This is a genomic window from Lysinibacillus sp. FSL R7-0073 (assembly GCF_038009065.1).
Classification (GTDB): domain Bacteria; phylum Bacillota; class Bacilli; order Bacillales_A; family Planococcaceae; genus Lysinibacillus; species Lysinibacillus fusiformis.
Genome location: NZ_JBBPAS010000002.1, coordinates 1 through 17,135, shown reverse-complemented (window position 1 = coordinate 17,135; position 17,135 = coordinate 1). Strand labels below are relative to the sequence as shown.

Below are 17,135 nucleotides of genomic sequence, written 5' to 3'. Positions count from 1 at the left end.
TTAATTCCCACTATTGGATATATATTTTTAATATGAAAAACTTCCTAATATATGTGAAGTAGAATCGAAGCTTTCGTATCTAATGAAAGTGTCCATAAAAAATGTTACAAAAGGGTTTATCTATCTTCTAATAAGATTTTAGTATCTCCCTATATAAGTTTAAATTAAAACTACCTTTTAAAAAAGAATTTCCAGGCCATAGTTCTATGATTAAGTTCATTGTAAAAATATTAACATCCTGACTATTGAAATTAAGAGCAATCGTTGCTACTGTAATTCAAAAGTTTGTTTAACTATCTTTATAAAGAATATTTTATATTTTAATTTAAAAAGCCTTTAAAAATGATCAATAATATGACGAGTAGTATCCTTGTTTCAACATACAAGGGGTATAAAAATTAGAGATAGTATGTAAAGATTATTTATTAACTCAAATATGGGAGTTATTATAGTTTCTATCAGAAGGAGATAGTAGTATCTTTTTTATAATTACCAATAAGGAACTCCTATAAGATAGGGGATTGATTTATATTCTCTTTTACTTATTTAGCTTTATTGACAAATTGAACCTCAACCTTTGTTATACTTTCTCCCCAACCAGGTATTTCTTCCATAGTAGCGAAGACTGGATATAAACCATCACCAACACCACTGCGGAATGCAACTGCAAATCCTTCATGACCTTTACTATATGCAATAGGGCCACCTTGTTTTTTGTTATCACTAGTAACATTACAAATCTTTTCATAAGTTGAATCAGTTTCTTTATCAAAGACGATTTTTTTACCAAGCGAAAGGGATTGCATATATGCATAACTAAGTATTTCATTAGCTAAATTTTCATTCTTTACTGCAGCTTTAATAATATGATTTTGGTAAGTAAAATGCAACTTCGGATACTTTAATAAAAGAAGATTATAAATTTCATGGTGAGCTTCGCCCCATAGCTTAACTCCGATTATATTGTCATTATAGCCTTTCCACTGACTATTAATATAACAGGGATCCATAATAATTAACTGACCTGAATCTACACCAACGTGACCTAATAATACTTTTTTCATAAATGTGCCTCCCGTATATATTTTATAATTTCTAGGTATTTATTAGTTGCATTGTTAAAAAATATTTTTCTTTGTTGACATAAGAAATACCTCCAAAAGTATAGAATAGGCACTCATTAGTAGCACATAAACAAATCAATATTTATATATTAAAGCACTATACATCCTTGAAACTTCATAAATTACCACCTGCATAAAATACAATTCCTAGTATAACCTAGATCAGATATTATTTGAAACCCTGTCTTCTATTTTTCGGAAGACAAAGTCAATTTAAGTAAGATACAGTTATTCTTTTATCAATGAACCTAAGTAAAAAAGAAGATATATGTTTTTCGTATATAAAGGTATAGAGATTTGTGTTTGTTTTATCCATTTAAATATTTACAAAAAATTTTTCACTTCTAGATGTATAAAATCATTCAAAATGGTTACTATAATAGTAAATAGATAACTTCTCACAAAACAAAGAAATTAGAGTTGTATTTGTATGTATAAATGACAATCATTTTTTAAGGTTGGATGCTAAAAAAAAATGGATAAATTATTTGGAAAAACAGTACTAGTTTTATAGGATATAGATACTTTTAAGAACTAGTATTTTTTGATCCGTCATTAATGAAGTATTTCACCAATAACAAGACCTTAGTTAAAAGCATCATCATTTAGTTGTAAACTTAATATAGATAAGTGGGTGGTGCATAGGGTGTTGTTTTTTAGAGTAGGGGAGAACTGCGAAGATCTACACCAATATCACTTTAAGTAACCCTGTATAGAATCTTTAAAAAATCTCGTTTATCAACGTTAACAGACAAATTATAAGTTTAGAATTTTGCATATGTATTCTGGTTTACTAAATTTTGTTCTTAAGAAGAAGGGCTTAAATTGGGAGTAGACAATTTTTAAAATGCTGTTTTTGAAACAATTAGTTTATAACAAGAATAGCCAAAACATTACTTCATAAATATTGTTCAAACTAAATTACAATCATTATTCTATATTTCTAATACAGAATCCAGAATTCCTTAAAAAGATTAAAAACTAACTAATAATAAAGAAGACATTCATTTTACGTCCAGGGTGGAATGTAATTTTATTTTTTCATTTGCCATATCATAGGAGCTGAGCATAATGTCACTCTTATTAATTCTTACTAAAAACCTTATCGTTTAAAGAACCTGAGGAATTTTCAAACTATCTATAATAGTAAATTCAACCTTATAAATCAAAGAGATTCATTTGTTTTATGTGTCTAGAACATATTCAATGCCTAAAAAATCATAAGTTTTAAATATAAGACTAAAGCTTACTTGTTGTAACAAAAATAATTTTGCAAGCATTAGAGAATTAAAATTTCTCTTATTAAATTTTTACAATTCAATCGAAAATTTATACTTCCACTGCAATATTTTTAAATTAACAAGAATACTATTTAATGCATTGAACGTTGATAATTTTACGAATAGATACTACCTTATTTAATCATATTTGCTGCCTCAAGAGTTGGTTTCAGAAGTAATCTCCTTTTTTGTAAAATCTTAATAAAATTTAGTCTTCATTTTATGTGCTATTAAAATCCTCCTATTAATTTATGATTTTAAAACGAGCTTACCTCCCCTTCCTATAAGTATAAAAAAACATTATTCTCTTGTTTAATAATTTTATATTTTGGAGATAATGGTATTAGAAGAGTAATTAGAGTGGTATATACTAAAGCAGCAATATATCTGAGAATGGCTTTTTGGTCAAATAAATTTCATAATGCAAAAGGAGCGTATAAGTACATTATTTGTACCATACTATATAAATAATGTAGTCATAGTTTAAAATCAAGTATAAGAATTTTTCATTGGCTATAGATATGTAAGAAGTGAGGCTGTTAATCTGTTTTTCTCTTAACTAGTCAGATATTCAATAAATTTAATGATTTCGGCGTAAGTTACGATTTATCTTGTTTTCATTACTCTTAAAATTGGATAAAGATTTATTGTAATTTCGTTTCAATCAGCTTTTTACATAAATTTTTTCTGACTCGCTATAACCGTCTGTATTTTAGACGTTTCGCGATTTTATATTTATGATTCTAGTGGGAAATTAATTCCCTTAATTAACAGAAAATTCTGTCATTAAAGGGAATTAATTTCCCATTTCAAGAATACTCATAGCTATTATTCTTGTGCGATCTTAGTATAAATTTTTTTATTTCATTATCCTTCTTACAATTAAGTAAAGCTAACCGGTTGGTTTTAACATATTGATTGCTCGTTGAAAAGAAGGAAACCTATACAGCATCAGGTAAACTTTATAACGTTACATATTACTAAATAGCATTAAAGCTATTTTTTCTAAATGATTTATAGACTACCCAAATCGTTAAAAAAAGAAACAACAAGTATAAAATCACAACAAAAGTAATACCAATAACATTTCTTGGTACAAACTTCAAAGACCAAATAGCAGCCATAATAGTAGCAAAAACAAAACGATCTTTTTTTGTTTCTGCATCCATTTTTTTAGACGCAATTGCCGGAGGGAGAGTATTGCTGAAAAGATTTTTTAAAAATAAAAATGATGAGAAATGGCAAGGTGGAAATCCAAATGGTCGCCCTAAGTTAACCATCAATGAATTAAAATTGCTGCATTTAAAAGATGCTGGGAAAAGTAATCGAGAAATTGCTCGATTACTAGGTGTTTCTGAAGCAACTATTAGGAGACCGTTGAAAGAACTAAAATGACTGGATACTCTATGTAGAAAACATATAGAAACGAATAAATGTTTGTATAGAAAACATGTAGAAATGCACTTTTTTATGGGGGCACCGTAAACACTAGGCTCTGCCTAGTCTATCACCCCAAGTGATAGCAGATTTCCCTTATGCTCTTTCACTCCCTTTTAATTTTTTTCTTCCGCCTTATATTACTCATCACTTTTTTCTTTAAGATTCAAGATAAGAAAGATCCTAATTTTACAAAGCAAAATAAAAATAGACACCTTTATCAGGTGTCTTTTCTCAGAAATTCCACGGCTACTAAATTAATCAAGAAACAAAAACCTAGCACAATGTATATATGTTTTGGCCAATCAAAGATAAATGTCAAAACCCCAAGCAATAAACATATCAAAACAATCTCTACATAATTTCGTAATCTACTTTGTTTCTTTTTCAAAAAGATAATAGATAATAAGCGCTCCCTCATCGTTTCATTCCCTTAGCTTACCTTCAAATAAGAATTTATAGCATATACATTCATAAAGCCAATAATGTTCCCAAATGTAAGTTTGGAAACACATCATAAAGCCATGAACATTGTTAAATCAACGTTTTATGGCTTTTCTTATGAACATTGTTTATACATCTTTTTATACAAACAGCGTAAACGTTGGTATAACAGTATTTTTACTTGTTTGTTTTGTTTTTCGTTTTGCATAAAATCGTGTATATTTCATATGACAAATGTGGCTATTTCTTATTAGTACTGATTGATCTAAAATTGCAGCTATACACTCATATCCTCTTTCCTCGTTGCTTTCTCTAAAAGCCGAATAACTCTTTCGTATCGCTTACCTATCTCTTCAAACTCTTCTCGAAAAACTTTTGTGACCAAAAATGGCGCCAATGTTTTCCCTACAGCCACAATATCACCTGGTTGAAGATATTGACATCACGTAAATGTTTAGGAATATGCCAAGTATAGGGTTTAGGATATAGTTTCAATATGTCACTATCTTTTTTACTTTTGATATGAAATCCTGAAAGTGTATTAACATTTTTAGTCATACATAATTCCTCTTTTGATTAAAGTCTCGAAATTCATTTTAAAAATTTAAAAAACTTCGTGAGAGACGTAAAAACTTTTATATATACCCTTCAAGATATTTTTTCTACTATTATTTACTATCCAATTTAATAGTTTCCGTTTTCCCGTCCCACTCTAATGTTGCTTTGATTTTATCATTTTCAGTTGTGTAAACTTTACAGCCAGTACATTCGACATTACCTATGTGTACATTGTCTTTTTGGTTAAAAGTGTCTTCAGCAATACCAATATTCAACGCTGTACTCTCTATTTTATATACAAATACTTCAGGTGCAGGTTCTTTTCCAATATATTTAAATATATATTCTCCAAATTCTCTTTCTTTAGTAACTTCAGTTTTGTACTTAACACTCCAATTGTCACTTTCTCCATAAAAATTATATTTTTTACTATTATCTAGACAAGCGCTTAAAATCAAGATTACAAAAAGAAATATAGCACCTAAGATTTTATATCTTTTCACGATTTACCTCCTTAATTCCAAAAAATACAAATTATATATTTATTTCCCTTGTTTTTTAGTATATCATTATGGTAATAAATAGAAAAGGAGAAAGATTTTTTGAAAATAAAACATATTTTAGCAATTTTTATTACCCTAATTGGACTGACTTATTTTACATCACAAGAGGCTTCTGCAAATACTCTTGACACAAGTGATACTTCTGCAGACATTATTGACACAAGTGATAAATTTTTCTCTAAGATAAAAATATTTGATGCAAATGGTGAGCAAATTTCTTATACAACCGAAGAATTACAACAAATGTTCACATTTATCCCTTATGATTCTACTGCTAAAAAAGATTTGAATTTAATAATTCCATTTGCAAGTACTTATAACTCTAAGGCATTCAGCTTCAAAAGTAATATCTGGCTCAATGGTGGACTTGGATTTTATAATCCTACTAATATCACAATAACTCCAGCAGGATCAAAAGCTTTTTCATTTTTTATCTATAATAAGGATCATGGAACAGAAGTATTCAGATTAGATGTCCCTGAAGGTTTGGTGGGCGGATTCCATTATGGATTAAGTCATTATGCAAGAGGATACGATTATAGTTTTAAATTTGAAAACTTCTTTTCAGGTACAGTATATATGACTAATGTTGCTGTTACTTATTAGTAAATATAATGGAGTAACTCTTGGCTAGCTTAAGCTAGCCTTTTTTGTTTTTAATATCGAACAAATGATAACAAATATAGCTGCTTGATATTTATTTTTAGAAAGTGAAGGAACGCTTTTTATGCTTGCTATACTTATAATTAAGTGCTTTGCATAAAGATTTAAAAATAAGCATAGCAAACTAGAGGTATGATTTTTCATCATTCCTCATTTGATTAAAGATCACGTAACTTGGCCAAGATTCTCTCACGTTCTTGTGCAAAATAGGCTTTCTTTTCTTCGGTTACTTCTTCTTCTGGCTCATGACGCGTCGCAAACCACGCTGGAACTACTTCTACTTTTCTAGTTTTCTCTTTTTCTGACCCTGTAGATGCATTCGAAACCGTTAAATCGTTGATTTTGTTGCGAATAATGGCATTATACACCAATATAGAACTTATTTTTTTATATTTTATTCCGATACTAAAAAGATCATTTAGATGAAAATGTGTATTTTTTGAATCCTACCAAAAAGCCGATATTTCTAATTTGAATTACTCATTTTATTTCTAGTCCTTAATTTTTAAAGTTTTTTATTGAGAATTTCTTTGACCTGAGTAAACCTTGTATTTATACTTTAATTTTGGGTACTCGACTTAAGTATTAATTAATGAAATATTTTTTCTTAATACATTTTTTTACCTCTATCCATATTTAAAATTTAAGCAGGAAGACTGATTTGCATAATTAATATTTGCAACAACGGTACCTGTGAAAGCCCCCTACTCCCATTAAAAAAATTCATTACCCCTCTTCAATTAATACCCTGAAGCATTTTGATCCTTGAAACTTCATGAAAATTGCATGTGGTTCTGAAATAATCGAAATTAATAAGTTTAGACTTATATAAATTAGAAAATAATAAGATTTTCTAATTCTCTTTCAAAAAAAGTAATTTTTCGCCTTTTTGAAATACGTAACTCTAATCTTTTAAACAAAACGAAACAATCAAGTGATTCCTTTTCTTGAACAATAATGTTTCATATTAATAGCTATGCTCCTCTTTTTTGTAGATATAAATAGCAATATTATAATCAAACAATTTCATAAATATGAGCAATAATCAACATTATAAACTTCTTTGATCACCTCTTTCTTAGTCAGTAATTTTCAGGCAATCGAGTGCTTAAGATTTGCAATGATTTCAAAATAAAAATAATACTTCAGTATGATCTAATACTTCAAAAAGTATAAGGCTGTTAGAAGTCTTATAACTATTCATTTTTCAATATCACTTAACTTCTCTCTAAGAAAGAATATCCCTTATATATTTCAATTCTATATTGATCGATTAGATTTATTAACTTATCTAAATAAATCTGGATGCTATTTCAATTGTAATAGCTATGTTGTTCATAGAATAAACAATTACTTAATATGGTGCTTACCTTGTATCCTCCTGTCACTAAGAATTTTTTTATACCAAATTGATTCCTAATAAAATTGGTAATTCTTTAGATTTTTAAATTTCAATTTTATTCTAACGAGTTATAAAAGCTCTCCCCTATTGCTGCCATTTCAGATAACTCTTTCATTATGAATTTTATAGGCATCACTAAAAAATTTATAAGGATAATCGTTTGAAATTTTGTTAAATTATTTAGGTTGAATTCTATTTTTAAAAAAACTAGGAAACTTTCTGGTACATTTTTATAACATACTAGTTAGACATGCTGTATGGTGAAATTTAGCAATAATCCAATAAGATGCTATTTATCACATCCACTCATTTGAGCATTAATACGTTATTGATAAGTAACCTCTTAATATCATTACAATAAATTAGAGATCGGTTCATATTTAATGCTTCTACCACTTCTAGAGTTGTTACTCCTCTTGTGAAACATATCGTTATTACAATCTCCCCTGCATAGCTAATATTTTAAAGTGAAGGTTCTGCTCAATTTATATTTATGAACTAGTTTTTACACATGAAGTTTTGAAAAAAGCTACTTACTAATGCCCGCTGGTTTATCAGCTTTTTTTTTTCATTGCAATTGAAAGCTACATTCTTTATATCTTAGACAAACGTTTTCAGACAAATACCGAATTATTTGTTCTATGTTTCTTTATTACAAATAAATTTTACTGGAGGATACTAAACGATTTAGCAGATGTTAATTTTGGAGTTGTATAAATGAGTCGTAAATATTTGAACTACGTTTAATACAACAACAAGTAAGCTTTAATATTGTAAGTAACTTTAATTAAAATCTAGATTCATTGTTTTAACTTTAACAAAAATAAGTAGTCCCCTCTTATACTGTCATTAAAACCAGATAGTTTATTTACAGATGATTCAAAATTAGAAAGAACAAATAGTTATACGTTAATATTTCTGAATATTCCGAAATATTAGTTATCAAAGGGAATTAAATTCCCACCCGTATTTTGTCAGATTGAAGAATATAGGTATTTTTTATAGTAATAGGGTTTTTAAAGGGAGGGCGTCTGAAGTGAGCACAGTTATCGTAAATGGGTTCGTTACAACAGAGGGAAAAGTTGTAGTTACCAATAGGATCGATACAGATCAGAATGGAAAACAGTTCATTGTAACAGAAGGAGTATACAAAACGGATATATATATTGAAGAAATTGAGTCAATAGAAACTAAATATTTCGCACTACATGAAGTTTTTGTTGTCGAAGAGAAGTTTTCATCCGAGTCAAATGAGATTTGTTATAAATTTTTTGCAAGAGAATTAGAGAGACTTGAGTGTTAAGGTGGACAAATAAATCTAAACGTCGTTGGTCCCCTTTTCTTAAAAATACAATGGAAAAGTGATTATTAGAAATTAGCAGTGAAGTAAAAAAGAGAAGAAAATTCATTAGATTGGGGACTATTCTAACGATCCAGTTACAATTGTTTGAAAAACATTAAACTGCATAAAAAGAAAAGTCCACGATCGATTCAATACAAGCTAAATATGGTAAGAGAAATTTTGAAAAACATCGGAGGGAACTGTTATGACAAATAGCTATATTAAGACGATATTGGGCGATTGGGGATTAGCCATTAAGTCTAATGGTGCAATTAACAAAATTATTGATGAGACTAACGGAATGCCGATTGTGCCAGAAACAATATTCGGACATATTCCAGCAGCACTTGCAAATGCGAGAGGAAAAAACAGTAAAGGTTACCTGAAAGAATTGGAGAATGCGCATAGAAAATTTGATATTAACGGGCGAACAATAGGATGGAATGAGGCAGCTATTGCAGGATCGTTCATTTCTCTTGGCACTGCGTATCATGTAGCAACACGTCGTGGCGCTAATGGTCAAGGTAATGAAGGCGGTATTCCAAATATATAAAAAGAGGTGATACAAATGGGATTAGGAAGAGCATGGAATGCAATTAACGGTGGTTCCCCTATCATTGCTGCAACCAGAGATGGGTTATGGTCTGGGACAAAGATGTTAGGTAATTCCATTGGTAAAATTTCAAAATCTGCTGTCGGGCCACACGGTCCAATTCAACGCTACGGTAATGTCGCTCTTGATTTATACGGTGGATTTATAAAATACACACCTGAAAAAATGTATTTTAATAAAAGAAAGGGAGAGCTCGTTACGAAGCCAGGAAGGTTCAGTTTGAGTAAAACTGGTCTTGTTGCAGGAAGTATTATTGGTCTTGGTGTGATGGCTAAAGACATCCAGGATGAAAGAGCTGGTGTATCAACTGGAGTAACAAGAGCAACTCCTAGTTATTTAGATAATGCTGGAGCAACTGGAGATTTAGTTTTCGCTATGCATCAAAATAGGAAAGGATGATCAATACATGACACTTTTAACAGCCCTTAAGGCGACTGGAAAATTTGCAAAAAAAAATGTTGGTGGAATGGTGACCATTGCTGGCCATACCTATGGAGTAGCTTCTGCTTATAACGAAGCTAGAGATAATGGAGCAGGAGTTGTTGGCGCATCAGCACAAGGTCTCACGGCTGAGTTCCTCCCCAATTTAATTGGTCAGCCCGCTCACCTTGCTTGGCAAGGTGCAAACTTAGCGAAACAAGCATTCTTGTATTCAAATCAAAAAGCAAGGGAATATAGTAGATTTGGAACGGAAAGTCCCTTTGCTTTTGCTACGCATGTAGATACAAAACAAACCTATACTATGCGGCAGGCTGGATTAAGTCAAATCCAGCAAAATATGTTTAATACTAAGAAAGCTATGATGGGTAATGAGGCTATGTTCTTGCATAGGTAGATAAGATTGTTTTTCCTGTAAATTCTAGGTCTATAGCATCTAAGACGGTCAAACAGCAAGCGAAAAGGAGAGTGCTGGGGTCTCTTTATGAGTTGAAATTTTATGAATTATAGTAGCTCGGAATTAGGTCAGTTTGTTGCTAATAATTTTATAGTTACACGGGGGATACAAATACTATGTGACAAGCAGTTTTATTTGCAAATAGCCAATCTTGATATTAGAAAATGTGATGATTGGCAATGATGCTTGCATTGATTAGGAGAGAAAAATAATGGCAAAAGGAAAATCAAAAGGTTCTAAAAGAGGAAGAAAAAAACAAACAACCGAAGAAAGACTAAAACAACAGCATCATCAGCAACGAAGAGCTAAATTCTTTACCGGAATGGAAGAAGTAAAAGGAAAAGTACTGACACCACACTACTCACAAGCATTGAATATTTCAGATAAAGATTTTCACGTAGCATATGGCCGACATATGAAAGATGAAGCTTTCACAAATGCATCTGCTTTTGATAAAAGAAAAATAATGAATGATTATTTTATTGAGAAAAAAGCTAAAGGAAGAGTAAATGCTGATCCTGGGAGCAGCACCTACCAAAGGCAGTTAGAAAGAGAAAGGCAAGCTATATACTCAGAAATCAATGCAGCAAAAAATGGTACCAATTCAGGCATATTCAATTTTGACAGTGCGTCTAATGGCGCAAAACATGCTTTTAATGAGAATGAGCGAATAAATGATTTCTTCAGGCAAAACACAACGAGTCTTACAAATCAAGATATAAGGAAAAGAGCTTTAGAAGAGTATGAGAAAGTTGGACTCACAGGAGATAATTACCATAACTTTGTGAACAATAAAAATGGATTTAGAGACAATATTTTCACGCAGAGTTCCAATAATGCTGGGTTGAATCCAACTATGATGGATCATTTATGGGGAAATAAGGTACCTCAAATTGCAGGTGGAGCTCTACTTACTGCTGGGCTAGTTAGCTCGATGTCTAATTCAAAAGGTCAGCAAACCAACGCAGAATTATATAACCAAGCACAGCCGTATTATTAGTAAATCTGGATCCAAAAGCACAAATAGTTTTCATAGCTTATTAAAGGAAGTAAGGACTTCATTTATGTTGAATCGGAAGCTAGTTTATTGTTTCCTAGTATGCCATTTTAAAGAAAGTATTAGACCTCTTTTTCTCAGTAGGGAATTTATATAGAACTTTATCGTATTTTAGGGTGCAATGTGATTAACCAGAAATTCAAAGTAATTAAATGTATAAAGGTGAAAAAGCACTTTTACATTTATTAAAGTGCAAAATAGAAGTTACATTTCTCTTTCATAAACTTATAATGCAGGTTCAGTTAACGAAGAGGGGATAAAGAGTGGTATTAGATCGACAAGCATACTCTTATGTATATTCTGTACTTAGTGACGAGAAGGAGTTTAACAACAAGAAATGTCTGATAATAATACTGTACTCCTTCATTATTTCTGAAGGAGTTTTTTTAGGGGAGGGAGAAGGCAATGAGCGAATTATTTTATAAACCAAGGATAGTGCCCGATTTTGATTATTTGTCCGAAAAAGAGTTCAAAGATATCCTAGATCGAGAAAGAGAAGATAATATAGAACCTGAAAATCCGGATTCCCTGGATGACATAAAAGATGAGGCTATAAGAATTGCTAAGGAAATTGATAAGATCAAAAAAATCATTAATATTCTTCCTGGTAATCTACCACAGACATATCGTGATGCATTAAATAAAATCCAAAATGATTTGTTGAATCCACCTCCTATAATTAAGGATGGAGGACCATCAGATATGGAAATAGAATCTGAAATGGAAACTGATACCGTTCCAGGACCTTCTTATAACGGAGATACAGTGGTAAAAATAGGAGATAATGATATCGACACTATTCTTCTATTCCCAGACGACAATGGTATCAAGGTTAAAACAACAAAAGTAGGCTCCTTGATTACATTTATTCGTGAAAGTTTTTTAAAAGACAAGAATGATATGTATGGGAATTTTGTTCAAAAACTTAAACTTATGATCCAACAATATATGAGAGAACTTTTGTATATTGCAAAGTCCGGTCATTTCAATTCTTATCTAGATTTATATGTCCGATTTGATACGCCTTCAGTAGAAGTTTCTAAAGATTTAAAAGCTGCAGCTGATCGTATTTTGAAGTACCAGATTGATCGAGAACAAAAAACAAGATTATTAAATAAGATTTTCAACATTGATCAGACAGTTGTTCATTTAATATCTAATAAAGTGTCCTATGAGCAAAGACAACGATATTATGACATGGAATACCTTGAAGCTAAGGATTATATCGAGACGCAGGAGAATGATGAGCTTAGAAAGATGAGGCTAGAGTACGACAAGAAGTATGAGCAGTGCATGTATAACTATTACAAATACCTAACGGGATCCACCATTTTGACAGATGAAATATTAAAGACATTCCTATCTGAAGCAAGAGGTAAGGCCTTGCTAAATAAGAATGGAATTGATACGCAAAAAGGATACAAAAAAGAGCAAGAAAAGCAACAGCAAGTTGAAGCAGAACTTAAAAAGCAGACTGAGGAAACCCAGAAAAAAGAAGAGGAAAAACAAAAATTACTCCTCGAGGAGCTCAATAGCGCAGGCCGAGACTCTTCTTATTCTGGAAGCTATGGAGATAAGTCAGGTGTTGTAAATAGCAATGGAACTGCAGTAAATAGTTCAGTCTCTGGATCCGAAGTAGAGCTGGTATCAGGAAGAATTCCTGAGAAAATTGTAAAGATGGCCCTCCAAGCATGGAATAAACGTGGACCTAATTCAGGTAATCCAATTAAGTACAGCATGAAATTGCGATCCCATAAAATTTTTAATAGTAACACGACTCATTCTGATTGTTCTGCTTTTGTTAAAGGCGTTGTATTGGAAGCTACTGGTATAGATGTCGGTAGTAATACATCTGACCAGGTAAACAAAAACAAGAACAGACAATGGGTATTCAACATAAATGAACTGCAGCCTGGTGATCTAATTTACTTTAAACCTATAAAAGGGGATACGTATCAAGGTCATGCCATCACGCTTAACGGAAGAAGGTACAATGTCAGCCATACACTCATTTACTTAGGTGACAAAGAAGTGATTGAGTGCACAAATGGAGCAAATGGATTAAGAAAGTTCAATTTCACTAGTGGTTGGCACAAAACAAATTACATGGAACCAAGATTTTTAGGGGCATTCAGATTATAGGGAATATAATTAGATACAAATCTTGGTGAAAATATAAAAACTATTATTCAGATCAGCAAAAAAGCAGATCCACCTCCAAAAAGAGATAGAAAGTTTATCAGGCTGTATAAAAAGTGGACAAAGGTGCGTAATGAATGGTTAGAGGGAAAGTTATCATAGTGGTATCTTGAAGCATTTTTATTTCTGAAATATTAGCGATCTTAAAAACTAAAAATAGAAGAGATACTTACATGCTTATGTACCAATCTCTGTGAACTCATGGAATGTTGACAATGATGGAGTCCAAAATAGTCAATTTGCCGTTTTATACGTTTTTGAGAGAGGATTAAAAGTCTGGTAAAAGCTGGAAGTACCTTACACTCTTATCAGACCTAACAATAATAGATAGCAAAACCATTAACAGATTATATAAGATAAGAATTTTACTAGGAACATCTGTATGATTTGTTAAATCAGTTCTATCTGATGGGCCAACATTGGGACTCTCAAGAAAAACGTCTTAAGCATTCACAGAGGGGTTAACTCAAAAGAAACTATAGCGCGTCTGTTACACCTATTACAAAGTAATATTGAGGGGCTGTAAATTTTATTTGAAAATGAAACTTCCCATTTAAAATATTCAAGAAAGCGGAGGTTAATGTAGTATGACACAAGTAATTGGAAAAGTCGGTTTATCAAAAGGCCGCGTAGGTTATTTTGATGAGCTAACACGTATTCATTTAACTATTTCTAAACCAGAAGCTTCCGTATTAGCAGGTATGAATACTGCCAATCTTAAACGTGCTATTCGCTCAGGCATTTTGCGTCTAGTTACTGGTTCTTTAGAATTGGAGCAAAATAAGGTCGTTAAAAATATCCATGTGCAGGAAGTAACTAAGGCAGCGAAAACTGTAGTGGAAGAAAAAGTAGTTACGATTGACGAAGCTCTTGCTAATGCAAATGTAGAAGAAGGAAGGACTGTAGAACCAAAGAAGATAGACGCAGCAAATGAAACTAAAATTACTAGACGAAAACGTAAAACAATTAAACAATAAGTAGGTGTCTTAATGTACAGAGAGTTTGGAATAGTTGGTATTTTCACGAACTTCGTTGAGCGTACTATTAAAGTAGAATTCACACTTGACATAGATCCAGACAGCGCTTCATTAGACTCACTTGTCCTTTGTGATAAAGAGACTTCTAGGATTATCTTGGCGGACATTAAAGTTAGTAAAAAAGTAATCACAATGTATTTGCAAGAATGGCCAGAAGCAGGAAAGCAGTATCTTTTAAGAATTCAATCGGGGATTCGTTCAATAGTAGAAGATGTACTATCAGAATCTCTTTTAAAAGAAATTGTTTTTAAAAGCGAAGTACTCTCGACAGTAAATGTGCTATCTCCTTCAAACCATGAGGTTCTAAATGAGCTGCATTTTCTGTGGGAAGAGGTAAGTGTTGATGGAAAAAAGGAAAATCTAGTTTCTTCATATTTACTACAGATAGCAAAGGAGAATACATTTTACAATGTTGTTCGAGAAACTGAAGTAGTTGAGAAGCAGGAGATCCGAATAACAGATATTGATGAAGGCCAGTACTACTTAAGGGTTCGAGCGCAAAAGAATGGAAAGTATGGTCGATGGAGTAAAGTCATTTCATTTCTAGTAAGGCAAGCGGAAGATAAAACATCGTCTTATGAAGAGCAGTTAAGAATAATATCAGCTCCTGTAAATGGAGAAACTCCTCCCTCATTTGTATTCCAGTTTGATGAAGAAATCGACACAGATATAATGCCTTCAATTGTTGTGAAGAGGAGGTTGATTTAATTGAGTAAGGTTGAATTCTCTGTAAAAATTTACGGCAATACAATCGAAATCATCCCTTCAGAGCCAGTCAAAGATAATAGTATCTATGACATTACTTTCACAGATGTAAAGGCAAGGCTAAAAGAAAAACGATTAGAAGAAGTCTGTACTGAAGTCTATACAAAAATGTCTCCATCCTATTGTTCCTTAGAGTCAGTAAATTCTTTAATCGATAGTATTGATCTCGAAGATGAGCGCATTCTTTATTACATCAAAGAAGCTTCTCGATATACAGAATATATTAGCGGGAAAAATTTTGATGAAGCAAACGTTCCATTTAATGTACACCAATTTGTAAAATTCAGAGCAACTCATGATGCTATATTGAAGCTATTTATCGAAAAAGCATCTGAAGCTGGTCGAAGCGGTAAAATGGGAGAATTAGAATTCAAGATGAGCGATTGTATTGATTCATTGAAAGATTTGCTTGACTACTTAAAAGGTGAATCGGACAAGTGGGAAAGCAAAGTCTTGAGTGGAATTACTACATGAACATAAAGCTGTTTGATCAGGTAACTACTCTATTGTTTTATCTGGATTCTTGAGGGGGCATTCAATTGAAAAAACTTCAGTGGATAGACAAAGAGATTAAGAAAATAATCGAGTTGTTTGAGTATGACATGTATGTAGTCAGAGTCGATACCAAAATCGACTGTACATGTAAAGATTTCACAACTAAGCAAGGAGATCCAAGACATAAACTATGCCTTGGTACTGGACAAAAAATAAAGATCATGAAGATCAAGGGGGCTTCACATGAGGGACATACTTCTCTCATAAGCCAAGAAAATAATGATATAGGGTTAGGTAATATTTATTACTTCAAATCTAATAATTGTTTAAATGAAGGAGACTTAATTGTAGACAAAGGTAAAATTAGCATTGTTCAAGGGATTGAGCGGAAGAAAGGGACACAGAGAGAATGCGTTTATCAAAAGTGTATATGCATTAACAAGAGAACAGATGTCCAAATTTTCCTAAAGAATTTTGATGAAGTCGTAAAGAGGTGATAACCATGTTAGATATTTATTTGGAAACGGAAGCGCAGACTATTATCAAGATAGCAGATAAGAATAAATCCGTTCTCATCATTGGTGATGCCGATAGCGATTATGCTTTAAATACGATTAAGTATTACGACTCTACGAAAAAAGCACGAAGCGACTACAAGGGAGGCAAATTGATTGATGCCTTTGACGCCGCAAAAGAGTTTCAGGCAGAGTTTGTCTTTCTACTGAATTTGAAAGAAAAAGTAGATTATATTGATTTGATAGATATATTAAAGCAGTATGATTTTGCTTACATTACTCCTGTAAATCTCTATATCTCTGATTATTTCTATGACTTAAACAGAGGAAATAAGCGTGTTTATTATGCACAAGATTACTTAGAGAGAGCATCTGTTTTTAATGATTCGACTCTTATTCTAACGGATAAGCATGCAAGCTTATACGAGGATATTGATGTTTATTTAGATGAAATGAAAAATCAATGCGGCCCTATTACAGGCGTAGTGAATACTGGCTCTAAAGGTAATAACTTAATCTATGTAGCCAACAATTTAAAAGATTATCCATACAGCAATGTTGTTTTAGCAAGCATTCTCACAACAACAGATTTAGGAGAATATCCATCTATTAAAGAGTTAGATGTAGTATTCGACATGGATGATTTTGATGTTGGAGAGTTCCCTATTGTCTATTTTAAAAATAACTTCCAGACTAAGACAACAATAGAAAACTTAATAAATTTCGAAAAATTTAATCCGATATTT

18 protein-coding genes are annotated in these 17,135 nt (G+C 31.7%); 13 read left to right on the top strand and 5 right to left on the bottom strand.

The genetic code is table 11. The features are described from left to right. Positions 1–542 precede the first annotated feature (542 nt). Positions 543–1,064, bottom strand: coding sequence for a hypothetical protein (locus tag MKY88_RS24060; RefSeq protein ID WP_328204362.1), 522 nt, complete (start codon positions 1,062–1,064; stop codon positions 543–545). Positions 1,065–3,604: 2,540 nt separating this feature from the next. Here MKY88_RS24060 and MKY88_RS24055 point away from each other — a divergent pair. Then, positions 3,605–3,799: a helix-turn-helix transcriptional regulator gene (locus tag MKY88_RS24055; RefSeq protein ID WP_328204363.1), complete on the top strand. Its 195-nt coding sequence runs from the start codon at positions 3,605–3,607 to the stop codon at positions 3,797–3,799. Positions 3,800–4,562: 763 nt separating this feature from the next. Here the strand turns inward: MKY88_RS24055 and MKY88_RS24050 are convergent. The 3 genes from MKY88_RS24050 to MKY88_RS24040 form a co-directional block, all read right to left on the bottom strand. Next, positions 4,563–4,700: a DUF5839 family protein gene (locus tag MKY88_RS24050; RefSeq protein ID WP_328204364.1), complete on the bottom strand. Its 138-nt coding sequence runs from the start codon at positions 4,698–4,700 to the stop codon at positions 4,563–4,565. Continuing rightward, positions 4,691–4,843 (bottom strand): DUF5839 family protein, encoded by a 153-nt coding sequence (locus MKY88_RS24045; RefSeq protein WP_328204366.1) that lies wholly within the window; start codon positions 4,841–4,843, stop codon positions 4,691–4,693. The genes MKY88_RS24050 and MKY88_RS24045 overlap by 10 nt, the downstream gene beginning before the upstream one ends. Before the next feature lie 110 nt (positions 4,844–4,953). Beyond that, a complete protein-coding gene (locus MKY88_RS24040) occupies positions 4,954–5,346 on the bottom strand; it encodes a hypothetical protein (RefSeq protein ID WP_328204367.1) in 393 nt (130 codons plus the stop codon). A 99-nt stretch (positions 5,347–5,445) separates the two neighbouring features. Here MKY88_RS24040 and MKY88_RS24035 point away from each other — a divergent pair, with 99 nt between their 5' ends. Beyond that, a complete protein-coding gene (locus tag MKY88_RS24035) occupies positions 5,446–6,012 on the top strand; it encodes a hypothetical protein (protein ID WP_328204369.1) in 567 nt (188 codons plus the stop codon). A 215-nt stretch (positions 6,013–6,227) separates the two neighbouring features. On the opposite strand, the gene MKY88_RS24030 is transcribed toward MKY88_RS24035, so the two are convergent. Further along, positions 6,228–6,440, bottom strand: coding sequence for a hypothetical protein (locus tag MKY88_RS24030; protein WP_328204370.1), 213 nt, complete (start codon positions 6,438–6,440; stop codon positions 6,228–6,230). 2,067 nt (positions 6,441–8,507) lie between these two features. Here MKY88_RS24030 and MKY88_RS24025 point away from each other — a divergent pair. The 11 genes from MKY88_RS24025 to MKY88_RS23975 form a co-directional block, all read left to right on the top strand. Next, complete coding sequence (locus MKY88_RS24025; RefSeq protein ID WP_328204371.1) at positions 8,508–8,774, top strand: hypothetical protein; 267 nt, start codon at positions 8,508–8,510, stop codon at positions 8,772–8,774. A 244-nt stretch (positions 8,775–9,018) separates the two neighbouring features. Then, on the top strand, positions 9,019–9,366 hold the full coding sequence (locus tag MKY88_RS24020; protein WP_069483505.1) for a hypothetical protein: 348 nt from the start codon (positions 9,019–9,021) through the stop codon (positions 9,364–9,366). 15 nt (positions 9,367–9,381) lie between these two features. Continuing rightward, positions 9,382–9,825 (top strand): hypothetical protein, encoded by a 444-nt coding sequence (locus MKY88_RS24015; RefSeq protein ID WP_069483504.1) that lies wholly within the window; start codon positions 9,382–9,384, stop codon positions 9,823–9,825. Positions 9,826–9,832: 7 nt separating this feature from the next. Further along, positions 9,833–10,261, top strand: a complete 429-nt coding sequence (locus tag MKY88_RS24010) for a hypothetical protein (protein ID WP_340814863.1) — start codon at positions 9,833–9,835, stop codon at positions 10,259–10,261. Positions 10,262–10,532: 271 nt separating this feature from the next. After that, positions 10,533–11,321 (top strand): hypothetical protein, encoded by a 789-nt coding sequence (locus MKY88_RS24005; protein WP_193834007.1) that lies wholly within the window; start codon positions 10,533–10,535, stop codon positions 11,319–11,321. A gap of 462 nt (positions 11,322–11,783) precedes the next feature. Next, entirely contained in the window at positions 11,784–13,520 is a 1,737-nt protein-coding gene (locus MKY88_RS24000; protein WP_340814862.1) for a C40 family peptidase, read from the top strand. A gap of 644 nt (positions 13,521–14,164) precedes the next feature. Next, positions 14,165–14,554 (top strand): hypothetical protein, encoded by a 390-nt coding sequence (locus MKY88_RS23995; protein ID WP_193834009.1) that lies wholly within the window; start codon positions 14,165–14,167, stop codon positions 14,552–14,554. 12 nt (positions 14,555–14,566) lie between these two features. Next, positions 14,567–15,322 carry a hypothetical protein gene (locus tag MKY88_RS23990; protein WP_340814861.1) on the top strand — a complete coding sequence of 252 codons (756 nt, stop codon included), beginning with the start codon at positions 14,567–14,569 and terminating at the stop codon, positions 15,320–15,322. Then, positions 15,323–15,853 (top strand): hypothetical protein, encoded by a 531-nt coding sequence (locus MKY88_RS23985; protein WP_193834011.1) that lies wholly within the window; start codon positions 15,323–15,325, stop codon positions 15,851–15,853. 65 nt (positions 15,854–15,918) lie between these two features. Next, the gene (locus MKY88_RS23980; protein WP_069483497.1) at positions 15,919–16,371 is read left to right on the top strand and encodes a hypothetical protein; all 453 of its coding nucleotides are present in this window, start codon (positions 15,919–15,921) and stop codon (positions 16,369–16,371) included. Then, positions 16,368–17,135, top strand: a 768-nt coding sequence (locus MKY88_RS23975; RefSeq protein WP_340814860.1) for a hypothetical protein, incomplete at its 3' end; no start/stop codon positions are given. The genes MKY88_RS23980 and MKY88_RS23975, both read left to right, overlap by 4 nt.

Bases quoted from the DNA above. Each gene is read 5' to 3' on its own strand.
- MKY88_RS24045 (WP_328204366.1), bottom strand. From the start codon at position 4,843: ATGACTAAAAATGTTAATACACTTTCAGGATTTCATATCAAAAGTAAA.
- MKY88_RS24060 (WP_328204362.1), bottom strand. From the start codon at position 1,064: ATGAAAAAAGTATTATTAGGTCACGTTGGTGTAGATTCAGGTCAGTTA.
- MKY88_RS24000 (WP_340814862.1), top strand. From the start codon at position 11,784: ATGAGCGAATTATTTTATAAACCAAGGATAGTGCCCGATTTTGATTAT.
- MKY88_RS24015 (WP_069483504.1), top strand. From the start codon at position 9,382: ATGGGATTAGGAAGAGCATGGAATGCAATTAACGGTGGTTCCCCTATC.
- MKY88_RS23990 (WP_340814861.1), top strand. From the start codon at position 14,567: ATGTACAGAGAGTTTGGAATAGTTGGTATTTTCACGAACTTCGTTGAG.
- MKY88_RS23995 (WP_193834009.1), top strand. From the start codon at position 14,165: ATGACACAAGTAATTGGAAAAGTCGGTTTATCAAAAGGCCGCGTAGGT.
- MKY88_RS24005 (WP_193834007.1), top strand. From the start codon at position 10,533: ATGGCAAAAGGAAAATCAAAAGGTTCTAAAAGAGGAAGAAAAAAACAA.
- MKY88_RS24010 (WP_340814863.1), top strand. From the start codon at position 9,833: ATGACACTTTTAACAGCCCTTAAGGCGACTGGAAAATTTGCAAAAAAA.
- MKY88_RS24020 (WP_069483505.1), top strand. From the start codon at position 9,019: ATGACAAATAGCTATATTAAGACGATATTGGGCGATTGGGGATTAGCC.